Here is an 18,457-nt window from a genome sequence, read left to right on the forward strand (position 1 = left end):
CAGGGACCGGGTGGTGCGCTCGCCAGGCTCGGAGGCTCCTCAGGGACCGGAGGGTGGCGCTCGCAGGCTCGGAGGCTCCTCAGGGACCGGGTGGTGCGCTCGCCAGGCTCGGAGGCTCCTCAGGGACCGGAGGGTGGCGCTCGCAGGCTCGGAGGCTCCTCAGGGACCGGGTGGTGCGCTCGCCAGGCTCGGATGCTCCTCAGGGACCGGGTGGTGGCGCTCGCAGGTTCGGATGCTCCTCAGGGACCGGGTGGTGGCGCTCGCAGGCTCGGAGGCTCCTCAGGGACCGGGTTGGTGTTCGGAGCACGGAGAGCTATTGCCCGCGGTTCGTGAAGAAGGTCTTGCCGCGTGGGTGAGTTGTGACCCCGGGTCGTGGTGTTCGTCGGCTCCGGAAAGGCTCGGGGCGAGCCTCGTCTCAGATGCCTCCACCGGCGACGAGTTCGACCCGACTCGGGCCGGCGTCTTCTGCCGTGCCGACCGGATAGCGGACCAACCCGAGTTCGGCGTCGTCGGACAACTGTGCGTGGCGAGGGAGTACTCGCGCCGTGTAGCCGTGGCGTCCGGACCGTGCCGGCACTACGGTCGCGACGAAAAGGGTGCGGCCCGACGGATCGGCGTTGCCGGTCGGGGTCATCTGGGCGACAACCGGATCGACGATCTCACCATCGTCGGTGACCCGCCCCACCAGCGCCTGCACACACACCTGATCCGGCCCGAGTTCGCCGAGCGCGACGTGCGCGGTCAGTGTGAGGCTCACCCGTTGCGGGCTGTCGGCCTCCAGGGTGTCGCCCGAACCCGCCTCATCGATCCCGGCGATCTGCACCGCGGGCCAGGTCTGCTCGAGCACCCGCCGGTACTGCGCGAGATCGCGCGCAGGCGCGCATCCGTCGGCGCAGATCGACGCGAACTGGTCTGCGGCCGGACCGTAGAGGGCGATGGTGTAGTCGCGCACCATTCGCGTCGCCTGTACGCGCGGCCCGAGTTCGCTCACGGTGTGGCGCACCATCTCCACCCAGCGTTCCGGCACCCCCTCGGGCGATCGGTTGTAGAACAACGGGATCACCGTTTCCTCGAGCAACACGTATAGGGCTTCGGCCTCCAGATCGTCGCGGCGATGCTCGTCGGTGACACCCTCGGCCGACGGAATGGCCCAACCGTTCTCACCGTCGGCCATCTCATCCCACCACCCGTCCAGGATCGACAGATTCAGGCCGCCGTTGAGTGCGGACTTCATGCCGGAGGTGCCACATGCCTCCATCGGGCGCACCGGATTGTTCAGCCAGACATCGCAGCCCGCGTAGATGTCGCGGGCCATGAAGATGTCGTAGTCGGGCAGGAACACGATCCGGTCGCGCAACTCGGGATCCTCGGTGAACCGCACCACCTGCTGGATCAACGACTTGCCGCCATCGTCCGCAGGATGCGCCTTACCGGCGATCACCAACTGCACGGGCCGATCCGGGTCGGTGAGAATGCGGCGCATCCGATCGGGGTCGCGCAGCATCAGTGTCAGTCGCTTGTAGGTCGCGGCACGGCGTGCGAAACCGATCGTGAGCGCTGCCGGGTCGAAGATGTCAGTGGTCCATCCCAGTTCGGCGTCGGTGAATCCGCGGTCACGTGCGCTGTCGAAGGCGCGCCGACGGACCTCGTCGACGAGCCCGGCGCGCAGTTCGGACCGGATCTGCCAGATCTCATCGGACGGCATCCCCGACACGACGCGCGCTTCGGCTTCCTCGTCCCCGGCAGCGAGATCCAACCATCGACGCGCGGTCCACGTTGGCCCGTGCACGCCGTTGGTGACCGCGCCGATCGGCACCTCGTCGGCGTCGAATCCCGGCCACAGGTCGGCGAACATCTCCCGACTGACCGCGCCATGCAGCTGGGACACCCCGTTGCTGCGCTGCCCAAGCCGAAAACCCATGTGTGCCATGTTGAACACGCCGGGATCCGCCTCGTCGCCGAGGTCGAGAACGGTGTCCACCGGAAGCCCGGGGAGGAGCCGGGAGATCCCGTCGTCGTCGGGATCGAGGTAGTACCGCACCATGTCACGCGGGAACCGGTCGATGCCGGCGGGAACCGGGGTGTGGGTGGTGAAGATGTTCGACGCCCGCACCACCGCCTCGGCTGTGTCGAAGTCGAGAACGGGGGGCGGCTCGTCGCCGGCGAGCCGTGTCGGGTTGGTGAGCTCGCGGACACGCTCGACGCCGAGGAACCCGGCATGTCCCTCATTCATGTGGAACACGGTCGGTTCCGGCCGCCCGCTGAGCCCGATGTAGGCGCGGACCGCGCGTACCCCGCCGACCCCGAGGAGGATCTCCTGCTTGATCCGATGGTCTTGGTCGCCGCCGTAGAGGCGGTCGGTGACGCTACGCAGCTCCTCGTCGTTCATCGGGACGTCCGAGTCGAGGAGCAGCAGCGGAATCCGCCCGACCATGGCGATCCACACCTGGGCGTCGAGCGTGCGGCCCCCGGGCATCGAGACGGTGATGATCACCGGCTCGTCGCCATCGGTGAGCGGGACAAGCGGTGACGACGTCGGATCATTGACCGGGTAGCGCTCGACCTGCCATCCGTCGTGCGACAGGCTCTGGTGGAAATAGCCGGACCGATAGAACAGTCCCACCCCGATCAGCGGCAGGCCCAGGTCCGACGCGGCCTTGAGGTGGTCGCCTGCCAGGATGCCGAGTCCGCCCGAGTAGATGGGCAGCACCTCGGAGATGCCGAACTCCATCGAGAAGTACGCGATCCCTTGCGCCGCGAGGTTTTCCGAGCCGGTCGAACTCTCCCCGAACCAGCGGGGCCCGCCAAGGTAATCGTCGAGGTCGGCTGCGGTCGATGCCAGGCGCTCGAGGAAATCGGGGTCGGCGGCGAGATCGGTGAAGCGCTGCGGCTCGACCTCGGCCAGCAGTCGCAGGGGATCGCCCGTGTCGTGCCACAGGTCGGGGTCGATGGTGGCGAACAGATCCTGGGTGGGGGCGTGCCACACCCAACGAAGGTTGTGGGCGAGGCGGGACAGGTCGGCGAGCTCGACGGGCAGCGGCACCCGAACCGTGAACCGGCGGAAGGCTTTCACCGAGTAGACGCTACCCAGCCGGGACCGAGGGTGCGACCGCTACCGGATGAACATCTAGGCTCGTACCATGCAGCGAATCATCGGTACCGAGGTCGAGTACGGGATCTCCGCGCCCGGCGACCCGACCGCGAACCCGATCATGACCTCCACGCAGGCAGTTCTCGCGTACGCCGCGGCCGCCGGGGTGCCCCGTGCCAAGCGGACACGGTGGGACTACGAGGTGGAATCACCACTCCGCGACGCCCGCGGATTCGATCTCGGCCGGGGTTCGGGTCCCGCCCCGATCATCGATGCCGACGAGATCGGCGCCGCGAACATGATCCTGACCAACGGCGCCCGGCTCTACGTCGACCACGCGCATCCGGAGTACTCGGCGCCCGAGGTCACCGACCCGATGGACGCGGTCATCTGGGACAAGGCCGGGGAGCGGGTCATGGAGGCAGCCGCCCGGCACGTCGCGAGCGTGCCCGGAGCTCCGCGTCTGCAGCTCTACAAGAACAACATCGACGGCAAGGGCGCCTCCTACGGCACCCACGAGAACTACCTGATGAATCGTGAGACCCCGTTCACTGCGGTGATCGCAGGTCTCACCACGTTCTTCGCGTCGCGGCAGATCTTCACCGGTGCGGGCCGGGTCGGCATCGGTCAGTCCGGCGACGAGGCCGGCTACCAGTTGTCGCAGCGATCGGACTACATCGAGGTCGAGGTGGGACTGGAGACCACCCTCAAACGCGGCATCATCAACACCCGCGACGAGCCGCACGCCGACCCCGAGCGCTATCGGCGCCTGCACGTCATCATCGGCGACGCGAATCTCGCCGAGACCGCCACGTACCTGAAGGTGGGCACCACCGCGCTGGTCCTCGACCTGATCGAGGCCGGCGTCGACTTCTCCGACATCGAACTGGCCCGTCCGGTACAGGCCGTGCACACCATCAGCCACGATCCCGGCCTGACGACGACCGTCGCGCTCACCGACGGCCGCGAACTGACCGCACTGGCCCTGCAGCGTGAGTACCTCGAACGGTGCATGAAGTTCCACGACGCCGAGCACAGCGACGACACCCGGGCCGCCCACGTGTTGGAGACCTGGGCCGACGTGCTGGACCGACTCGAGCGCGACCCGATGGAGTGCGCCGACATCCTGGACTGGCCAGCAAAACTGCGCATCCTCGAGGGTTTCCGACAGCGCGAGGGGTTGGGGTGGTCGGCACCGCGGCTGCAGCTGATCGATCTGCAGTACTCCGACGTCCGCCTCGACAAGGGTCTGTACAACCGGCTCGTCGCCCGCGGTTCGATGAAGCGACTCGTCGACGAGAACGACGTGATGCGGGCGATCAGTGAGCCCCCGCAGAACACCCGGGCGTACTTCCGTGGGGAATGCCTGCGGCGGTTCGGCGCCGATGTCGCGGCCGCGAGCTGGGACTCGGTCATCTTCGATCTGGGCGGCGATTCCCTGGTGCGCATCCCCACCCTGGAACCGTTGCGCGGCAGCCGGGCCCATGTCGGCAAGCTGCTGGACTCGGTGCACTCCGCCGCCGAACTCGTCGATCAGCTCACGACCACCTGACGCGCCGCGGCCACATGCGTGTTCGCTTCCGCCCGCGGCGCGGCGCGCACCGGTAGGGTGTGGAATACGCGGTTTTTCAGATGCGACCGTGTCGGCGTCGCGTCGACGCCCGACAGGGCGGATCGGGCCGGGCACGCAGCGAGCGGGTTCGGTGAGTCGAAGGAGGCAGCAGATGGCGCAGGAACAGACCAAGCGCGGTGGTGGCGACGACGATGGTGACATCGGCTCGGACGGCAGTGCCGGTCAGGAACGCCGCGAGAAGCTGGCCGAGGACACCGACGACCTGCTCGACGAGATCGACGACGTGCTCGAGGAGAACGCTGAGGACTTCGTGCGCGCGTACGTGCAGAAAGGCGGCCAGTGAGCGACCGGTTCTCCTCACCAGGTTCCTCAAACACGTTCCACTCCACCCACCCGCTGCGCGCGGACATCTCGTCGTTCACCGAGTACCTGCGGGAGCATGCGCCTGAACAGCTTCCGCACAATCGCGTCGATCCGATGAGCATCCGCACGGACGTGGCGGCCGAGATCCCGCACGGAACGACGATCGTGGCGGTGTCGTATCCGGGTGGGGTCGTGCTGGCAGGTGACCGGCGGGCCACGATGGGCAACCTCATCGCGACGCGTGATGTGCAGAAGGTGTTCGTCACGGACGAGTATTCGGCTGCCGGCATCGCCGGAACAGCGGGTATCGCGATCGAGATGGTCCGGCTGTTCGCGGTGGAGCTCGAACACTACGAGAAGATCGAAGGGGTCCCGCTGACCCTCGACGGCAAGGTGAGTCGACTTGCATCGATGGTGCGCGGCAACCTCGGCGCGGCGATGCAGGGGCTGGCGGCGGTTCCGTTGCTGGTCGGGTTCGACATCGATCATGACGACCCCAACGAGCGTGGTCGCATCTTCTCGTTCGACATCGCCGGCGACCGGCACGAGGATTTCGGCGGCTATCAGGCGATCGGATCCGGTTCGGTGTTCGCGAAATCATCGTTGAAGAAGCTGTTCAGATATGACCTCGATGCCGATTCCGCGCTGGCGGTGGCCATCGAGGCGCTCTATGACGCCGCCGACGACGACTCCGCGACCGGCGGACCCGACATCGTGCGCAAGATCTTCCCGACCGCGGTGACCGTGGGGGCGCAGGGCGCGACCGAGGTGGCACCCGAAGCGATCGAGGCCGCGGCCCGGGCAGTGGTCGAACGACGCGCCGCCGAGCATGAGGGGGAGGCGCGATGACATTCCCGTATTACGCCAGTGCCGAGCAGATCATGCGCGATCGCTCGGAGCTGGCGCGCAAGGGCATCGCCCGCGGCCGCAGCGTGATCGCGCTGACCTACGCCGACGGCGTGCTGTTCGTGGCGGAGAATCCGTCGAACACCTTGCGCAAGACGAGTGAGATCTACGACCGGATCGGTTTCGCAGCGGTCGGCAAGTACAACGAGTTCGAGAGTCTGCGCAAGGCCGGCATCCAGCTGGCCGACATGCGTGGTTACAGCTATGACCGCGCGGATGTGACCGCGTTGTCGCTGGCGAACACATATGCGAACGCGCTCGGTTCGGTATTCACCGAACAGGCCAAACCGTATGAGGTCGAACTCTGCGTCGCCGAGGTCGCCAAGTACGGGAAGCCACGGCCCTCGCAGCTGTACCGCATCTCCTACGACGGGTCGATCGCCGATGAGACGCGGTTTCTGGTGATGGGCGGCGCCAACGAGGCCATCACCACTGCGTTGCGGGAAAGCTACGAACCCGATCTCGACCTGTCCGCCGCAATCGCCGTCGCGGTGGCCGCGCTGGCCACGCCCGTCGACACCGGCAGCAGTTCGTCGGGCAGCTCGTCTCAGTCCTCGGCCGAACCGCGCAAACTCACCGCCTCCGACCTCGAGGTGGCGATCCTGGATCGCAATCGTCCGCGGCGCGCCTATCGACGGATCAACAATTCGGCCCTGGCAGATCTGATGCCGGCCGATGGCGAATCCGCCACGCCGGACGAGATCGCGAACGGTGGATCGGCGGACGCCGAAACCCCTCCGAGTGACCCGGAATCCTGACGTCGCGGACCGGCGACGCGACCACCCGTCGCGTCGCCCGGTCTGCGGGGTTGTCCGCGGGTAGTGTTGATCATGTGCAGCGTCGAATCATGGGTATCGAGACCGAATTCGGTGTCACATGTACCTTCCACGGTCATCGCAGACTGAGCCCCGACGAGGTCGCTCGGTACCTGTTCCGCCGAGTCGTGTCCTGGGGGCGTTCGTCCAACGTCTTCCTGCAGAACGGCGCGCGGCTCTATCTCGACGTCGGCTCCCACCCGGAGTACGCGACCGCCGAGTGCGACAGCCTCATTCAGCTGATCAACCATGATCGTGCAGGCGAGTTGGTGCTCGAGGACCTGCTCGTCGACGCCGAACAGCGGCTCGCCGACGAGGGGATCGGCGGCGACATCTACCTGTTCAAGAACAACACCGACTCGGCAGGCAACTCGTACGGCTGCCACGAGAACTACCTGGTGGTGCGGGCCGGCGAGTTCTCCCGCATCTCCGACGTCCTGCTGCCGTTCCTGGTCACGCGCCAGCTGATCTGCGGCGCCGGCAAGGTCCTGCAGACCCCGAAGGCGGCGACCTTCTGCTTGTCCCAGCGTGCCGAGCACATCTGGGAAGGCGTGTCGTCGGCGACGACCCGGTCCCGGCCCATCATCAACACCCGCGACGAACCGCACGCCGATGCCGAGAAATACCGCCGACTGCACGTGATCGTCGGGGACTCCAACATGGCCGAGATGACGACATTGCTCAAGGTCGGCTCGGCAGCACTGGTCCTGGAGATGATCGAGGCCGGCGTGGTGTTCCGCGACTTCGCTCTCGACAATCCGATCCGAGCGATCCGCGAGGTGAGCCACGACCCCACCGGACGGCGTCCCGTACGCCTCGCCGGGGGGCGGCAGGCGACCGCGCTCGACATCCAGCGCGAATACCATGCCCGCGCCGTCGAGCACATGACGAACCGTCGCCCCGACCCGGAGATGGACATGGTCGTCGATCTGTGGGGCCGGATGCTCGACGCGGTCGAGAGCGGTGACTTCTCGACGGTCGACACAGAGGTCGACTGGGTGATCAAACGCAAGTTGTTCCAGCGTTATCAGGACCGCTACTCGATGGAGCTGTCGGACCCGAAGATCGCACAGCTCGACCTCGCCTTCCACGACATCAAACGCGGCCGCGGCGTTTTCGACGTCATGTTGCGCAAGGGGCTGGTCGCCCGGGCGACCACCGACGAGGCGATCGCGACCGCGGTCAACGAACCGCCGCAGACGACGCGGGCGAAGCTGCGTGGCGACTTCATCTCGGCTGCGCAGAAGGCCGGCCGTGACTTCACCGTCGACTGGGTTCACCTCAAGTTGAACGACCAGGCCCAGCGGACCGTGTTGTGCAAGGATCCGTTCCGCAGCGTCGATGAGCGAGTCGATCGACTGATCGCATCGATGTGATCGTAAGCTGGCCCAGTGGCCACGCAGAAAGTTGAGCGCCTTCTCAATCTCGTGATCTGTCTGTTGTCGACCCGTCAGTTCGTGACCGCGGAGTACATCCGCCGCAACGTCGCCGGCTACAACGACGAGGGGCAGTCGGACGAGGCATTCAACCGGATGTTCGAGCGAGACAAGAACGAACTCCGTGACCTCGGTATCCCGCTGATCACCGGTCGGGATCGGATGTCGGGCAGCGCGGAGGGTTATCGGATCAACCGGGACAGCTATGAGCTGCCCGAGATCGAGCTCGACCGATCCGAGGCCGCGGTGATCGCGATGGCAGCGGCGCTGTGGGATACCCCCGAGATCTCCGCGATCTCGCAGAATGCCGTCCTCAAACTGCAGGCCGCAGGTATCGATGTCCGGGCCGACGACGAGCTGGTGGTGCCGGCCGCGTTGTCGGCGCGGTCGGTGGGTTCCGAACCCGCCCTGGCGGCGCTGGTCTCGGCGACGGGGTCGGCGCGGGCCGTCACCTTCACCTATCGGCCGGGTGCGGCGTCGTCGGCGTTGACCCGCACCCTCGAACCGTGGGGCATCGTCACCTATCGCGGTCGGTGGTACGTCGTGGGGCACGACCGCGACCGCTCGGCCACCCGCACCTTCCGGCTGTCGCGGATCTCCGACGTCACCGTGATCGGCGCCCCGGGCGACGTCGTGGTTCCCGAAGGCACCGACGTTCAGCAGATCGTATCGGCGGCCGTCGAGTCCGCGACCGGCACCGACGGCCGCACCGCACGCATCTGGTTGGCGCGCGATCGGGCGGCCGGGCTGCGGCGACTATCCAGCACGGTCACGCCCTCCGATCTCGACGGCGAGCCCGGCGACGTGGCCGAGATCGAGATCCGCTCGTTGTCCACCCTCGCCCGTATGGTGCTCGGGGCCGGCCGTGACGCCGTGGTGCTCGCGCCACCGGAGCTACGCGAGGCCGTCATCGCCTCGCTCGACAGACTGGCCGGGGTGTCCGCCTGATGTCCGCGCGTCCAGATCGGTTGAGCAGGTTGCTGGCGCTCGTGCCCTACCTCGACCGGCGTGACGGCATCGCGATCGACGAGGCGGCCCGCGACCTCGGCATCACGCCCAGGCAACTCACCAAGGATCTCGAGCTGCTCTTCGTCTGCGGGCTCCCCGGATACTTTCCGGACGATCTGATCGACCTGCAGTTCGAGCAGGGCCGGGTCAAGGTCGGGTTCACCGCGGGGATGGACCGTCCGCTGCGCCTGACCACGACGGAGGCGAGCACCCTGCTCGTCGCGTTGCGTGCGCTGCTCGACATGCCCGGCGCCGTCGACCGGGTCAGTACACGACGCGCCATCGCCAAGATCGAACAGGCCGTCGGATCGTCGGCGGCCCGGGTGCCCACCGGCGTCGAGCGCGACGTCGAGGTCGAGAACCCCACCCACGCGACCATCCGCGACGCGTTGCGTCTGCGGCGCGCCCTCGACATCCGCTACTACTCGGCGACACGGGACAGCTTCACCGAGCGCACTGTCGACCCGATCCGGCTGCAGTCGATGGACAACAACACCTACCTCGAGGCGTGGTGCCGCAAAAGCGACGGTGTGCGGCTGTTCCGGTTCGACCGGGTGGAGACGGCGACGCTGCTCGACGAACCGTCGACCCCGCCGGCCGAGGCGGTGGCGCGACCCCAATCGGCGATCCTGTCCGACAATCCGGACCTGCCGTTCGCCGAGATCGAGATCGATCCGGAGGAGCTCTGGGTACTCGACTACTACCTGATCGAAGCGATGGAATCGCTTGACGGCCGCAACGATCCGACGTCGCCGGTCCGTGCGCGCCTCGTGTACGGCTCACCGGAGTGGCTGACCCGCTTCCTGCTGGGGTTCGGTGGCCGCGTGCGGGTGGTGTCCGATCCGGCCATCGCAGGGAGCGTCGCGTCGACGGCGGCGGCGGCCCGGGCACGCTATGGGTGAGGCCGTGGCCGCCTGCGCCCGCGGTCGCCGGGCCGCACTCGGGTAGCATTGGCCACGTCGCGATTCGGAGGTGGAAAAATGGGCGCTTTGTCCTGGTGGCACTGGGTGATCGTCTTGCTCGTCCTGGTGATCCTGTTCGGCTCCAAGAAGCTCCCCGATGCCGCTCGGGGGCTGGGTCAGTCGTTGCGGATCTTCAAGAGCGAGGTCAAGGAGATGCAGAACGACGGCAAGGAGACCGGCGGCACCCCGCCGGCCGAGCCGGTCAAACGTGAACTGCCGCCGGGGGATGTGCCGCCGACCTCGACACATACCTCGACTGACGACACGAAGAAGTCCGCCTAGGCGCTTCTCGCCAGACCGGAGGCCAGGGCACCCGCGTGCGCATTTCTCTCGATCCGAGACGCCGTAAACGCAAACTCAATCCCGACGGCACCATGTCGTTGGTCGAACATCTCTACGAGTTGCGGACCCGTGTCGTCATCTCGATGATCGCGATCGTCGTGACGACCATCATCGGGTTCGTCTGGTATTCGCACGGATTCCTCGGCATCCCTTCGCTGGGTGATCTGCTGCGCGGACCCTACTGCGATCTGCCACCGTCATCGCGCGCGCAGCTGACCGCGGACGACTCCTGCCGCCTGCTCGCCACCGGCCCGTTCGACCAGTTCATGTTGCGGCTCAAGGTCGCGCTCACCGCCGGGGTGGTGTTGGCGTGCCCGATCTGGCTGTACCAGCTCTGGCAATTCATCACTCCCGGCCTGCACACCAACGAGCGGCGCTACGCGATCGGATTCGTCTCGTCGGCCGCCGTACTCTTCGTCGCGGGCGCCGTGCTCGCGTACCTCGTGGTGGCCAAGGCCTTCCACTTCCTGCTGACCGTCGGCAACGATGTCCAGGTGACCGCACTGGCCGGCGACCAGTATTTCGGGTTCATGCTGCACCTGCTGATCATCTTCGGTGTCAGCTTCGAGTTGCCGTTGCTGATCATCGCCTTGAACGTCATCGGGATCCTGACCTATGCGCGGCTGAAGAGCTGGCGTCGGGGGCTGGTGTTCGCGCTGTTCGTGTTCGCTGCGATCGCGACCCCCGGACAGGATCCGTTCACCATGCTGGCGTTGTCGCTGGCGCTGACCGTGTTGCTCGAGATCGCGATCCAGTTCGCCCGGATCAACGACAAACGACGCAAGCGGGACACCACCGACTGGTCGGACATTCCAGACGATCAGGCCAGCCCGCTGCCGAGCACCGGCCCGGCACCCAGCGCGACGCGGCTCGAGCAGCCGTCGGCGACCTCATCCGGCACGTCGGCGGCCACCCGCACCTCAGTCCGTGACCGAGACACTTTCGACGACATCCTGTGAGTCGGCTCGAGGAATTCACCGATCGGCTGTCCTTCGGCCTCGACGACTTCCAGCGGCGTGCCTGTGTTGCTCTCGAGGCGGGACATGGCGTTCTGGTCTGCGCACCGACCGGCGCAGGGAAGACCATCGTCGGTGAGTTCGCCGTGGATCTCGCACTGGCGTCGGGCACGAAATGTTTCTACACCACACCCATCAAGGCACTCAGCAACCAGAAGTACGCCGACCTCGCCGCCATCCACGGCGCGGAATCGGTTGGCCTGCTCACCGGGGACAACTCGATCAACCCGGATGCGCCGATCGTCGTGATGACCACCGAGGTCGTCCGCAACATGATCTATGCGAACTCGCGTGCGCTCACCGGGCTGTCGCATGTGGTGATGGACGAGGTGCACTTCCTCGCCGACCGGTTCCGCGGCGCGGTGTGGGAAGAGGTCATCCTGCACCTCGAGCCGTCGGTGCGGGTGGTGAGCCTGTCCGCGACGGTGAGCAACGCCGAGGAGTTCGGCGACTGGATCAAGACGGTCCGCGGTGACACCACCGTCATCGTCGACGAGCACCGACCGGTGCCCTTGTCTCAGCACATGCTCGTCGGAACCCGCATGTTCGACCTCTTCGACCCGGCCAGGCCACCCGGCGCAGCGGCGACACGGGAACGCCCACAGGTCAATCCGGAGCTCAAACGGTACATCCGCCACCGGATCCTGTTGGCCGACGATCGTGGTGGGGACCGGTCCTATGGCCGTGGTCGGCGGAGCGGCGGCCCCCGTGGTGGCAGACGCGGGGGAGCGCGCCCACCGTCGCGCCCCGAGCTCGTCGCACGCCTGGACCGCGAGGGTTTGTTACCCGCGATCGGGTTCATCTTCTCCCGCGCCGGCTGCGACGGGGCCCTCGCACAGTGTCTTCGGTCAGGTCTGAACCTGCTGACACCCGAGGAGGCGATGTCGGTTGACGAGGTGGTCGACCGACATCTCGAGGAGATGTCTCCCGCGGACGAGGAGATCCTCGGCGTCGCCGAATGGCGGGCGGGTCTGCGCCGCGGCTTCGCCGCTCACCATGCAGGTCTGCTGCCGACTTTCCGCCATGCCGTCGAGGAACTGTTCACCCGCGGTTTGGTGAAGATGGTGTTCGCCACCGAGACACTGGCACTGGGTATCAACATGCCGGCCCGGACCGTGGTGCTCGAACGGCTCGTCAAGTTCAACGGTGAAGCCCACGTGGACCTCACGCCCGGCGAATTCACCCAGCTGACCGGACGGGCGGGACGTCGCGGCATCGACGTCGAGGGCCACGCCGTCGTCGTGTGGACGGCGGAGACGGTTCCCGAGCAGGTCGCCGGCCTCGCCGGTGCACGCACGTTTCCGCTGCGCAGTTCGTTCCAGCCGGAATACAACATGGCGGTCAACCTCATCGGCCGACTCGGCCTCGCGGGCTCGCGCGAACTGCTGAACCGGTCGTTCGCGCAGTTCCAAGCGGATCGATCGGTCGTCGGACAGGCGCGCAAGGTCGATGATGCACGTCGACAGCTCCGCAAACTCGACATCGAGTTGACCGGTGCCGCCGAGAACCGAGGACTCGAGCCGGGCGGATCGATCGACTACGGCAACGAACCCGGAGACGACCCGCATGCCGGGTTCCTCGGTTACGTGCAACTGCGGGAGGACATCCGGCGACGGGAGCGTGAGCTCAAGTTCGAGCGGCGCACGGAACACACACGGTCGACGGTCGCGGACCTGGCCGCCCTCAAGCGGGGGCACGTGATCGGGCTGCACGGTGGTCGGCACCGCGGGCTCGCGGTGATCCTCGAACCGGCCGCGCAGTCGGTGGACCCCAAACCGCTTGTGCTCACCGAGGACGCCTGGTGCGGACGGGTGGGAACCCGTGACTTCGTGAACCCACCCCAGGTGCTGGGCAACATGCGCCTGCCGAAGCATGTGGATCGCCGGACCGGACGGGGTCGTCGGGACCTGGCGTCCGCGCTCCGGTCCACCGGCATCGAGATGCCGCGCGGTCGTTCCAAGAAGCGCGCCGCCGCCGCCGATGATCGGGAACTGGCCCGACTACGGTCGGCGCTGCGGGCTCATCCGGCACACCGGCTCGATGGTGGCGATGAACTCTTCCGCCTTGCAGAGCGCCGCAATCGGGTGGTCCGCGAGATCGTGTCGGCCGAACGGGTGATCGCCGACCGTACGTCGACGCTCGGAGTCCAGTTCGACCGGATCGTGGCCGTCCTGGCAGAGTTGGGATACCTCGACGCCTCCGTCGGTCGGTCCGGGGCCCAACGGGTGTCGGTCACCGCGGCGGGTGAGCTGCTCAGCCGGATATACAGCGAGAGCGATCTGCTCGTCACCGAGTGCATCCGGGCCGGGGTCTGGGATGCGCTGGCACCACATGAACTTGCCGCGGTGGTGGCCGCAATGGTGTTCGAGGCGAGACGCGAGAGCTACTCCGGAACCGACGCGATGCCCGGGAATGCCGCACTGCGGCAGGCCGTGGCCCGAACCGTGGAGATCTGGCGGCAGGTGACCGCCGTCGAGGCTCGTCATCGCGTCGACTCCACCCGCGAGCCCGACACGGGATTCTCGGTTGCGGTGTCGCTGTGGGCATCCGGACGTTCGTTGACGGAATCCCTCGCGGCTGCCGGTGAACGCGGGCAATTGCTGTCACCGGGTGACTTCGTTCGCTGGAACCGTCAGGTGGTCGATCTGCTCGAGCAGATCAGACTAGGTGTCGGGGCCGATACCCGTCTGGCCGGATCGGCGCGCGCCGCGGTGTCGGGCATCCGTCGAGGCGTGGTCGCCGCAGAACTGGGCTGAGCGCTCATACCGTCGGTTCGTGCCCGGTTTTCCCGGTGACGTCGGCGTCGTCGGTTCGGTGATTGTGGTGGGGCCGTGAGGTAACGTTCTCCACGCGGTCGGGAGAACGGACGGGCGGGCTCGATGCGTCCTTCCCGACGACACGAGGGGATTCCGCGCTCGCCGACCGTGACGTCCAGGCGTGTCGGTGCCCTGTCACGGGGCAGAGCGGGAGACCCCATGAGCGAGCCGAACGATCAGAATCCTCCGAGCGGGTCATCACCGCACCCTGGTGGGAGTGATCCCGCACAGCCCGACTCCAACCGGGCCGAAGACACCACGGCCCCGTCCGGTCCTGCAGGCGAAACGCAGTCTCCGCAGCACTCGGATCCGGCGTCGGCGCCCCAGTCACCGCCCGGCCACTCGCAGGACCACGGTCAGCCGACGACGCCCTACGGCAATCCCTCGACAGCGCCCTATACGCAGGCGCATCCGCAGCAAGGTCATGGGCAAGCGCAGTACGGGCAGCCAGACTACGGACAACAACAGTACGGACAACCGCAGTACGGACAACCGCAGTACGGACAGCCACAGTACGGACAGCAACAGTACGGGCAGCCACCCTACGGGCAACCGGGTCAGGGAGAACCGAACCAGGCCCAGCAGGCGTACGGCCAGCAACCCTACGGGCAGCAGGGCTATGCGCAGCAGGGCTATGGGCAGCAACCCTACGGCCAGCCGGGTTACGGTCAGCCCGACCACGGACAGACCGTCCCGGGTCAGCCGATGGGTGGCTATGGTGCCCCGGCCGGCTATGGAACCGCTGGTGAGCAGGCCTCAACCGCACCGTACGGCGCTTCTTCGCAGCAGCCTCCCGGCGCCTACTATTCCGCCCCGGGCACCTATCAACCGACCGGCGAGCATCAGCAGTTCGCCGGTCAGACCGCAGGCCACAGCCACTACGGCGGCGATCAGTTCTCGTCGATGGCGACCTCGCCCAAGAAGAGTCGGATGCGTACCTTCTTGTTCGTCGGCGGCGGTGCCGCGGTGGTCATCGCCGCGATCTTGCTGTTCACCGCGTTCGTCGCCCCCGGGTGGGCACCGAAAACGATCTCGCAGAACGCAGTCCAGGACGGCGTCAAGAAGATCTTGACCGAGGACTACCAGGCGACCGATGTGAGCAACGTCCAGTGCCCCTCAGGAGAGCGGGTCGAGAAGGGACAATCGTTCACCTGCACCGCCACCGTGAGTGGTCAGCAGCAGAAGGTCACCGTGACCTTCCTCGACGACGACGGCACGTACGAGGTCTCCCGTCCGACGAGCTGAGCGGTCGTCATCGCGCCGCACGCGTTCCGCCCACGGTCTGCTTCGGAAGCCGGAGCCTCCCGAACAGGAATCGGTTACCGGATCTCGGCGGTCGACCATCCCAGCGCCTTGGCCAAACGTGTCACCGACGCGCCGATACCCAGTTCCTCGACCAGGTCGGCGAGACCTCCCGGGTCCGCCGGGGACTGCGGTAACCGGTCGTCGTCGGTGCTGTCGATGGTCTGCGCGTCGGTCTTGACCAATACGACGGTGCGGGCCGCACTCAGGTAGTCGGCCGACGCCAGCAGCGCTTTGCGGCTGCGGGTCGCCAACGACGAGCCGCTGTCGGCGGCCGCGGCCTCGAGGGCGTCCAGGCTTCCGTACTCGGTGATGAGTTTGCCTGCGGTCTTCTCCCCGATCCCGGGGACGCCGGGCAGACCGTCGGACGGATCGCCACGAAGCATCGCCATCTCCGCGTAGGCCATGCCGGCCCGATCGACCGGGACCGCATATTTCTCGGCGAGCTCAGCCGGGCCCATCATCTCGGCTTTCGCCAGTCCGCGGCCCACATAGAGGACCCGCACCGCCACCGGATCGTCGGCGACCACCTGCAACAGGTCGCGGTCCCCGCTCACCACCACCACCGGATCGGTCGACTCGTCGTAGGCCAGCGTGCCGATCACATCGTCGGCCTCACAGCCGATGGCCCCCGACGTCGCGATCCCTGCGCAACGCAGCACGTCGAGGATCATGTCGACTTGCGGTGTCAGCGTGTCGGGTACCTCTTCGATGTCGGTGACGACGTCGTCAGCACCGGCTGCACCGACGGTATGGGGTGCCTCCTCGGCCACACGATGCGCCTTGTACGACGGGATCAGCTCGGTCCGGAAGGCCGGACGCCAATCCAGGTCGAGACAGACCACGAGACGCGTGGGTTGCTCCCGGGTCACCAGCGACGCGATCGTGTCGAGGAATCCGCGGACGGCGTTCACAGGCCGCCCGTCCGGAGCTGTCATCTTCTCGGGCAGCGCGTAGAACGATCGGAACCACAGACTCGCTCCGTCGAGGAGCATCAGCGAACCAGCCATGACCCAACTCTGTCATGCCCGGCCATGTCTGTACGGGCGGTAGGCTGCGCTCATGACCTACCGGTTCTCCTCGGACGTATATCGCCATCGCCTCGACCGTGCCCGGAAGCTCACCGCCGAAGCAGGTCTCGACGCACTGATGGTGTCCACCGGCCCGGATCTGCGTTATCTCACCGGGTCTCGGGCGGACACCTTCGAGCGACTCACCGCCCTCGTGGTGCCCGCGGACGGTGCGCCGCGGCTCGTCGTTGCGCGGCTGGAACTCGCCTCCGTACGCGATTCGGCGGTCGCCGATCTCGGCATCGATGTGGCCGACTGGGTCGACGGGGAGAATCCGTACGCGCTCGCCCTGGCCGGGCTGCCGGACTCCGCGGCGCTGGCCGTTTGCGACACCATGCCTGCGCTGCACGTGGTGCCGATCGCGCGACAAACAGGCGCGACTCCCGCCCTCGCCACCGACGTGCTGCGAGAGTTGCGGATGATCAAGGACGACAGCGAGATCGAGTCGCTTCGCCGCGCCGGGGCGGCGATCGACCGCGTCCACGCCCGAATGGGGGAATGGTTACGACCCGGTCGGACCGAACGCGAAGTCGCCGACGACATCCGGGCGGCCATCCTGGCCGAAGGCCATACCGAGGCCGCGTTCATCATCGTCGGTTCGGGCCCGCATGGTGCCGATCCGCACCATGAGTTCTCCGATCGTGTGATCGAGTCCGACGACATCGTGGTGATCGACATCGGCGGTCCCGTCGACCCCGGCTACAACTCGGACTCCACCCGTACATACTGCTTCACCGAGCCTCCGGTCGAGATCGCCGACGCCTACCGAGTTCTGCACGACGCGCAGCGCGCCGCCGTCGACGCGGTTCGACCCGGGATCACGGCGCAGGAGATCGATGCGGTGGCACGCGATCTCCTGGGCGAGCAGGGCCTCGCGGACAACTTCATTCATCGCACCGGGCATGGCATCGGGTTGTCGGTGCACGAGGAGCCCTACATCGTCAGCGGCAACGACATCGCATTGCGTCCTGGAATGGCATTCAGCATCGAACCCGGCGTGTACTTCGACGGGCATTGGGGCGCCCGGATCGAGGACATCGTCGTCGTCACCGACGACGGCTGCGAACCGATGAACACCCGCCCCCACGAGCTGCTGGTGCTGTGATCGTCTCCGAAAACCACCCACCAGCGTTGCCGGTGCTGTGACCGGCTCCGAAAACCACCCACCAGCGTTGCCGGTGCTGTGACCGGCTCCGAAAACCACCCACCAGCGCCTTGATGGCGGCGATTCGCCGAGCTCGCCCCGCCTGGGGGTGGTTTTGAGGCCGGCCGGGGGCGGTGGGAGGCGGCGGGGGACCGGCGGCAGGGGGCCCCGGCGGCCGACAATCGTCTCACCCCAACAGCGTCGCCGACCCCATCACGCGGGACACCTCGATCTCGATGACCACACGCCGCGGATTCGGCTTCGGCTGTCGATAGCGCGCGGCGTAGCGTTCCTCCGCCTCGCGGACACGTTCCGGCTCGCGGCGGACCGAGGCGGGGCCTTCGAGCGTGAGCCATCGCGGTCCGTCGACATTCGTCACCGAGGCGTATCCACCTCGCTCGGTATTCCGGACCTTCTGGCTGCCCTCGAACGTGATAACCCGGGCCAACCGGTTCTCCTTGTCCCAGGTGAATCCGACCGCGACGGCATGCGGCGTGCCATCGGCGCGCAGGGTCGTGAGGGTGGCCAGGTGCCGCTCGGCCAGGTACTCCTCGGCCGCAGCACCGAGGTCGTCAGGGGTACGGGTCATGGCATCACGCTAACCGGCCGATGA

General features: G+C 67.2%; 15 protein-coding genes. 12 read left to right on the forward strand and 3 right to left on the reverse strand.

Annotation, left to right across the window (positions count from 1 at the left end; translation table 11 throughout):
* Positions 1-415: 415 nt before the first annotated feature.
* Positions 416-3,073, reverse strand: a complete 2,658-nt coding sequence (glgP, locus tag ACVT6V_RS18340) for an alpha-glucan family phosphorylase (RefSeq protein ID WP_489895223.1) — start codon at positions 3,071-3,073, stop codon at positions 416-418.
* 67 nt (positions 3,074-3,140) lie between these two features.
* Here glgP and dop point away from each other — a divergent pair, with 67 nt between their 5' ends.
* The 11 genes from dop to ACVT6V_RS18395 all read left to right on the forward strand — a co-directional run bounded on the left by dop (position 3,141) and on the right by ACVT6V_RS18395 (position 15,573).
* Positions 3,141-4,643, forward strand: coding sequence for a depupylase/deamidase Dop (dop, locus tag ACVT6V_RS18345; RefSeq protein WP_489895225.1), 1,503 nt, complete (start codon positions 3,141-3,143; stop codon positions 4,641-4,643).
* 172 nt (positions 4,644-4,815) lie between these two features.
* Complete coding sequence (locus tag ACVT6V_RS18350) at positions 4,816-5,007, forward strand: ubiquitin-like protein Pup (protein ID WP_124707286.1); 192 nt, start codon at positions 4,816-4,818, stop codon at positions 5,005-5,007.
* Positions 5,004-5,876, forward strand: coding sequence for a proteasome subunit beta (prcB, locus tag ACVT6V_RS18355; protein WP_489895227.1), 873 nt, complete (start codon positions 5,004-5,006; stop codon positions 5,874-5,876). The genes ACVT6V_RS18350 and prcB overlap by 4 nt, the downstream gene beginning before the upstream one ends.
* Positions 5,873-6,691 carry a proteasome subunit alpha gene (gene prcA / locus ACVT6V_RS18360; protein WP_489895229.1) on the forward strand — a complete coding sequence of 273 codons (819 nt, stop codon included), beginning with the start codon at positions 5,873-5,875 and terminating at the stop codon, positions 6,689-6,691. Before prcB ends, prcA begins: the two co-directional genes overlap by 4 nt.
* A gap of 74 nt (positions 6,692-6,765) precedes the next feature.
* Complete coding sequence (pafA, locus tag ACVT6V_RS18365; protein WP_489895231.1) at positions 6,766-8,124, forward strand: Pup--protein ligase; 1,359 nt, start codon at positions 6,766-6,768, stop codon at positions 8,122-8,124.
* A 15-nt stretch (positions 8,125-8,139) separates the two neighbouring features.
* Positions 8,140-9,132: a helix-turn-helix transcriptional regulator gene (locus ACVT6V_RS18370; protein ID WP_489895233.1), complete on the forward strand. Its 993-nt coding sequence runs from the start codon at positions 8,140-8,142 to the stop codon at positions 9,130-9,132.
* Entirely contained in the window at positions 9,129-10,094 is a 966-nt protein-coding gene (locus ACVT6V_RS18375; protein ID WP_489900876.1) for a helix-turn-helix transcriptional regulator, read from the forward strand. Before ACVT6V_RS18370 ends, ACVT6V_RS18375 begins: the two co-directional genes overlap by 4 nt.
* Before the next feature lie 78 nt (positions 10,095-10,172).
* A complete protein-coding gene (gene tatA / locus ACVT6V_RS18380) occupies positions 10,173-10,436 on the forward strand; it encodes a Sec-independent protein translocase subunit TatA (protein ID WP_489895235.1) in 264 nt (87 codons plus the stop codon).
* Between the two features lie 35 nt (positions 10,437-10,471).
* Positions 10,472-11,455, forward strand: coding sequence for a twin-arginine translocase subunit TatC (gene tatC, locus ACVT6V_RS18385; RefSeq protein ID WP_489895237.1), 984 nt, complete (start codon positions 10,472-10,474; stop codon positions 11,453-11,455).
* Positions 11,452-14,268: a DEAD/DEAH box helicase gene (locus ACVT6V_RS18390; protein ID WP_489895239.1), complete on the forward strand. Its 2,817-nt coding sequence runs from the start codon at positions 11,452-11,454 to the stop codon at positions 14,266-14,268. The genes tatC and ACVT6V_RS18390 overlap by 4 nt, the downstream gene beginning before the upstream one ends.
* 219 nt (positions 14,269-14,487) lie before the next feature.
* On the forward strand, positions 14,488-15,573 hold the full coding sequence (locus ACVT6V_RS18395; protein ID WP_489895241.1) for a DUF4333 domain-containing protein: 1,086 nt from the start codon (positions 14,488-14,490) through the stop codon (positions 15,571-15,573).
* A gap of 74 nt (positions 15,574-15,647) precedes the next feature.
* On the opposite strand, the gene ACVT6V_RS18400 is transcribed toward ACVT6V_RS18395, so the two are convergent.
* Positions 15,648-16,625, reverse strand: a complete 978-nt coding sequence (locus ACVT6V_RS18400) for a 5'-3' exonuclease (protein ID WP_489900878.1) — start codon at positions 16,623-16,625, stop codon at positions 15,648-15,650.
* Between the two features lie 67 nt (positions 16,626-16,692).
* Here ACVT6V_RS18400 and ACVT6V_RS18405 point away from each other — a divergent pair, with 67 nt between their 5' ends.
* Positions 16,693-17,805, forward strand: coding sequence for a M24 family metallopeptidase (locus ACVT6V_RS18405; RefSeq protein WP_489895243.1), 1,113 nt, complete (start codon positions 16,693-16,695; stop codon positions 17,803-17,805).
* A 226-nt stretch (positions 17,806-18,031) separates the two neighbouring features.
* Here ACVT6V_RS18405 and ACVT6V_RS18410 read toward each other — a convergent pair whose 3' ends face one another.
* The gene (locus tag ACVT6V_RS18410; RefSeq protein ID WP_489895245.1) at positions 18,032-18,433 is read right to left on the reverse strand and encodes a pyridoxamine 5'-phosphate oxidase family protein; all 402 of its coding nucleotides are present in this window, start codon (positions 18,431-18,433) and stop codon (positions 18,032-18,034) included.
* Positions 18,434-18,457: the final 24 nt, after the last annotated feature.

The organism is Gordonia sp. LMA167, from assembly GCF_058130025.1.

Bases quoted from the DNA above. Each gene is read 5' to 3' on its own strand.
- prcA (WP_489895229.1), top strand. From the start codon at position 5,873: ATGACATTCCCGTATTACGCCAGTGCCGAGCAGATCATGCGCGATCGC.
- ACVT6V_RS18350 (WP_124707286.1), top strand. From the start codon at position 4,816: ATGGCGCAGGAACAGACCAAGCGCGGTGGTGGCGACGACGATGGTGAC.
- dop (WP_489895225.1), top strand. From the start codon at position 3,141: ATGCAGCGAATCATCGGTACCGAGGTCGAGTACGGGATCTCCGCGCCC.
- ACVT6V_RS18395 (WP_489895241.1), top strand. From the start codon at position 14,488: ATGAGCGAGCCGAACGATCAGAATCCTCCGAGCGGGTCATCACCGCAC.
- ACVT6V_RS18405 (WP_489895243.1), top strand. From the start codon at position 16,693: ATGACCTACCGGTTCTCCTCGGACGTATATCGCCATCGCCTCGACCGT.
- ACVT6V_RS18400 (WP_489900878.1), bottom strand. From the start codon at position 16,625: ATGCTCCTCGACGGAGCGAGTCTGTGGTTCCGATCGTTCTACGCGCTG.
- ACVT6V_RS18410 (WP_489895245.1), bottom strand. From the start codon at position 18,433: ATGACCCGTACCCCTGACGACCTCGGTGCTGCGGCCGAGGAGTACCTG.
- tatA (WP_489895235.1), top strand. From the start codon at position 10,173: ATGGGCGCTTTGTCCTGGTGGCACTGGGTGATCGTCTTGCTCGTCCTG.